The following is a 4,109-nucleotide window of genomic DNA, read 5'->3' on the forward strand; positions in this document are numbered from 1 at the left end:
TGGTGACGCGGGGCGACCTGGGGGGGGCGATGGGCCTCTACGAGCAGTCCCTGGCGATCCAGGAGAGCCTGGGCGATGTGCGCGGCAAGAGCGCCACGCTTGCGAACATGGCGGTGGTTCAATTTCGTCAGGGCGATCACGAACAAGCGCTGCGTAATGCTCGCGAGAGTTTTGGTCTGTTGCAGGCAATGGGGGCAGTTGCTGATGCAGCCCAGGTTGCTGACATTATTCAGCAGATGGAAGCTGCGATGGCTGGTGGGGCACCGCAACCGGTGGCGCTGACCCCGGCGCGGCTGGTCGGGGCACTGGTCGGGGCGGTGGTGCGTGCCCGGCGCGGTCAGGTGCCGCCGACCGAGGTAGCGGCAGAGCTTGGCCGTTTGGCCGATGAAGCGTCATTGGCGCATGTGACTCTGGCGCTCCAGGCGGCGTTGGAGGGAGGCGGTGACGATGCTGCGGCGACACTGCTGGCCGCTGCCCAACCGCTGCTGGCGCAGGGTACACCGGCTGAACGTGCCGATGCGTTGGTAGGTATTGGCAACCTGGCTGCTCTGCTGCACGATCCCGCCACTGAGCTTGCTGCACGTGAAGCTGGGGTGGCGGCGCTCCGTGAAGCAGGTGACGACCGGCAAAACCTCGTACACTTGAGCATCGCGCTCTACAACCTAGCGATCTTCCACGCTGGACAGGAGCAGTACGCGGCGGCGATCCCCTTGCTCGAAGAGGTGGTTGCCCTGGATGAGCGTACTGGGCATCCTGATCTGGTGAGTGACCGGGCGAAGCTTGAAGAGATGCGCCAGCGGGCGGGGGGCGCGTTGCCAGCGGATCGTGATGAGCAGGAGGCTGCTGCCGAGATGGAGGCCATGCTCAGTCAGCTTACGCCAGCACAACAAGCCGAGTTCCGGGTGCTGAGCCAGGTGGTGCCCTTGCTGCAACAGGGCATTGCGCTGCTGCGCCAGCCAGGGATCACGGCGGCTGAGCGTGGTCGGCTGGCTGCCGGGCTTGAGCAGGCCGCGCGCCAGGCCGAAGCAGGCGAGGTGGCTGGTTCGCCGTGGCTTGCTGCTGCCGCCGCGCTGCGGACGCTTGTCGGGTGGCTGCATGGCACCCCGCCCCATCTTGAAGCCCTTGAAGAGCCCTATCGGAGCCTGGTTGCCCAGATGGTGGAGGATACCAGTGATGAGTGAGCCAGCCCAGACCGAGAGTTACCATTGTCCGAAGTGCGGGTATTGGAATATCTGGACGCATGACCAGATTCGTCAGCGTGGGCGCGAGGTCATCTATCGTGGTGAGAATGAAGCCGTCTATACCTTGCGCTGCCAGAATTCCAACGGTTGCGATCAGCGTATGCGCGTTGCCATCCCTGTGAAACCCTGAAGAGGCGAAGCTATGCCGGTGCTTGGCCCTGAAACCCCAGACGAGCGCGAGCTACGCGAATGGCTTGAAAAGCAAAAGCGCGGCAACATCGAGCGTCTCGAGACGAGTGCGCAAACGATCATTCAGCTTGTCACCGGTCTCTATGGCGTGCTTTTTGCGGTACTGGCGTTGAGTGATCAGCCGGCCTATCTGGAACAACCAGTTGTGCAATGGGCTGGCACAGTTGGCGTCGGTGCTTTTTTTGCGACGCTGGTGATGGCGCTGTTTGTGCTGCTGCCACGTCGGGTCAGCTACGAGACCGATAACCTCGGCGAAATGCAAGCGGTCTATCAGGGCCTGCTTGGGCGCAAGGCGGTGCTGCTGCAAATTGCGCAGGTCTGCTTCCTGATCGGGATGGCCGCGCTGGTGGTGGTGATTCTTGCGATTCTGTGGCAAGGCTAGGTTTGACGCAAAGGCGCGGAGGTTTTGATGGTGCTCACGCGAAGGCGCGAAGACGCGAAGGTTTTTTGACGCAAAGGCGCGAAGGCGCAGAGGGTTTTTTGACGCGAAGGCGCGAAGGCGCAGAGGGTTTTTTGACGCAAAGGCGCGAAGGCGCGAAGATTTTGACGCGAAGGCGTGAAGTAGGGGCGCAGCAGCCCCTGGCCCGCTCGGGGGGAAGAGGCACCTCTGATAGCTGCTGCGCCCACCGGCCCATTGGGTGTGCCGCCTGCCCCTGCGAACGGGCGGATCCCGGGTAGCGACGGATCGATCCATGCCCACGGGAGGGCGCAGCAGCGATGGTGGGGGCGTTGTGGTTGAGGGAGGCGCATGGGCTGCTGCGCCCCTACATTTGCCGCATTCGCCGCATTCGCCGCATTCGGTGTTGGCGTGATCGTCGTCAGGCCGGGTCGGGGTGTAGGGGCGCAGCAGCCCCTGGCCCGCTCGGGGGGAAGAGGCACCTCTGATAGCTGCTGCGCCCACCGGCCCATTGGGTGTGCTCACGCGAAGACGCGAAGGCGCGGCGGGGGCACGGGCAAGCCGTGCCCGTACGGGGGCGGCGGGCGCGGCGGGGATCGGGGATCGGGGATCGGGGATCGGGGGGGCACGGCGGCGGTCGGGGCACGGCGGCGCCGTGCCCGTACATGTGCCGCATGCGTGGCGGTCGGGGCACGGCGGTGCCGTGCCCCTACGGGGGCGGGCACGGTGCCGCCGTGCCCCTTCTATCGTTGCGCGGCTTGTTGCTGAAGCGCGGCAAGTGTTTCCATAGCTTGTTCGGCGTGATCGATGGGGATAAAGAGGTGGTCGTGGTAGGCTCCTGCAATGATGTTGCAGCTGAGGCCGACGTTGCGCAGGGCGGTGGCGATGGCGGCGGTGAGGCCGACTGCGTGCAGGTCGGAGGTTACGGTCAGGGTGATCCAGGCGCATCGTGCGAGGATGGGGAGCTTGGCTTCGTGGGCGGCGGCTTCGGTGATGACCAGTGATTGTCCTTCGGCTTCGTGGATTGAGGCAATGATTTGCGCTGGGGCAACGATGGTGCCTTCGGGGACGCTGGTGAAGACATAGCTTCCTGGGTGCAGGTACGGGTTGAGGGTGCTGAGCAGGGTTGCTAGATCGGCGATGGGCGTAGAGGGGGCGAGGGTCGGTGGTTGGTGTGGGTGTGGTATCGTCGCTGGTGCGTGCTGCTGGGCGGAGACCGGAGCAGCGGCGGTGATGGTCGGTGGCTCGCTGTGGTTATGGTGTGGCAGCGCAGTGCCCTGGGGTTGGGTAGAAGGGGCGATGCCTGTTGGCGCGGTCCAGCGTTCGATGAGATGGATGGTTGCGTGCCAGAGGTGGCGTTGGAGCGCTGGGTTGTCGGCGTGACGGGCGGCGGTGGCGTGTTTGGTGCGGTCGAAGTAGGCCCCGCTGATGCCTTGGAGCTCGGGGGCGGTTGCGAGGTGTCTGACACTCTGCGCTGCTTCGGCGGCGGTGAGCATAAAACGCCGCATCAGGTTGGTCATCAGCGGATAGATGCGGTTGCCTTCGGGCCAGAGGTTCCAGATATTGGTGTCAACGTGGCCGGGGTGGACGACGTTGACGGTGATGCGGGCTGGATCGAGTTGGGCGGCCAGTTCTTGGGTTGCGTAGACCTGGGCCAGTTTTGAGCGGGCGTAGGCTTTGAAGCCGGCGTAGCCGCGTTCGAGTTGCAGGTTGTTGAGGTCGAGGCGGGCGTACTTGTGGGCGTCAGAGCCGACGTTGACGATGCGTGCCGTTGGTGCGGCGTGCAGCAGTGGCAAGAGCAGGTGCGTCAAGAGGAATGGCCCGAGGTAGTTGGTGGCCAAGGTCAACTCGAAGCCGTCGGTGCTCTCTTCGCGGTTGAGGCGAAAGGTACCGGCATTGTTGATGAGCGTATCAATGCGCGGGTAGCGCTCGGCCAGTTCGGCGGCACAGGCATGAATCGCAGCGAGCGAAGCGAGATCGAGGTGGATCGTTTCGATCTGCTCGTTGCCACTAGCGGCGATCAAAGTGGTGCGTACGGCTTCGGCTTGCGCCAGATTGCGGCAGGCGAGTACGAGATGCAGCCGGTGATGCGCGAGGAGGCGGGCAGTCTCGTAACCGATGCCGCTTGTCGCCCCACTGATTACGACGATTGGTTTTTCGTTTGACATAAGAATACTCCAGAACGTTTCAACTCTATCTTCTGACAAACTCGCGAGCGTGTCAAGTAGGGGCACGGGCAAGCCGTGCCCGTACGGGGGCACGGCGGTGGGGGCACGGGCAAG

The 4,109-nt window shown here is 64.0% G+C and carries 4 protein-coding genes; 3 read left to right on the forward strand and 1 reads right to left on the reverse strand.

The features are described 5' to 3' along the window. The 3 genes from EYB53_RS25065 to EYB53_RS25075 all read left to right on the forward strand — a co-directional run. The coding region (locus EYB53_RS25065) for a tetratricopeptide repeat protein (protein WP_135482317.1) at positions 1–1,181 on the forward strand (1,181 nt) is incomplete at its 5' end. Further along, on the forward strand, positions 1,174–1,371 hold the full coding sequence (locus tag EYB53_RS25070) for a hypothetical protein (RefSeq protein WP_135482319.1): 198 nt from the start codon (positions 1,174–1,176) through the stop codon (positions 1,369–1,371). The genes EYB53_RS25065 and EYB53_RS25070, both read left to right, overlap by 8 nt. 12 nt (positions 1,372–1,383) lie before the next feature. Further along, the gene (locus EYB53_RS25075) at positions 1,384–1,812 is read left to right on the forward strand and encodes a hypothetical protein (protein WP_135482320.1); all 429 of its coding nucleotides are present in this window, start codon (positions 1,384–1,386) and stop codon (positions 1,810–1,812) included. A gap of 758 nt (positions 1,813–2,570) precedes the next feature. On the opposite strand, the gene EYB53_RS25080 is transcribed toward EYB53_RS25075, so the two are convergent. Beyond that, entirely contained in the window at positions 2,571–3,995 is a 1,425-nt protein-coding gene (locus EYB53_RS25080) for an SDR family NAD(P)-dependent oxidoreductase (protein WP_135482321.1), read from the reverse strand. Positions 3,996–4,109 lie beyond the last annotated feature (114 nt).

Origin of the sequence: Candidatus Chloroploca mongolica (assembly GCF_004762035.2) — a bacterium.
GTDB classification, from domain to species: Bacteria; Chloroflexota; Chloroflexia; order Chloroflexales; family Chloroflexaceae; genus Chloroploca; species Chloroploca mongolica.

Coding starts and splice junctions, on each gene's coding strand:
- EYB53_RS25075 (WP_135482320.1), top strand. CDS start 1,384: ATGCCGGTGCTTGGCCCTGAAACCCCAGACGAGCGCGAGCTACGCGAA.
- EYB53_RS25070 (WP_135482319.1), top strand. CDS start 1,174: ATGAGTGAGCCAGCCCAGACCGAGAGTTACCATTGTCCGAAGTGCGGG.
- EYB53_RS25080 (WP_135482321.1), bottom strand. CDS start 3,995: ATGTCAAACGAAAAACCAATCGTCGTAATCAGTGGGGCGACAAGCGGC.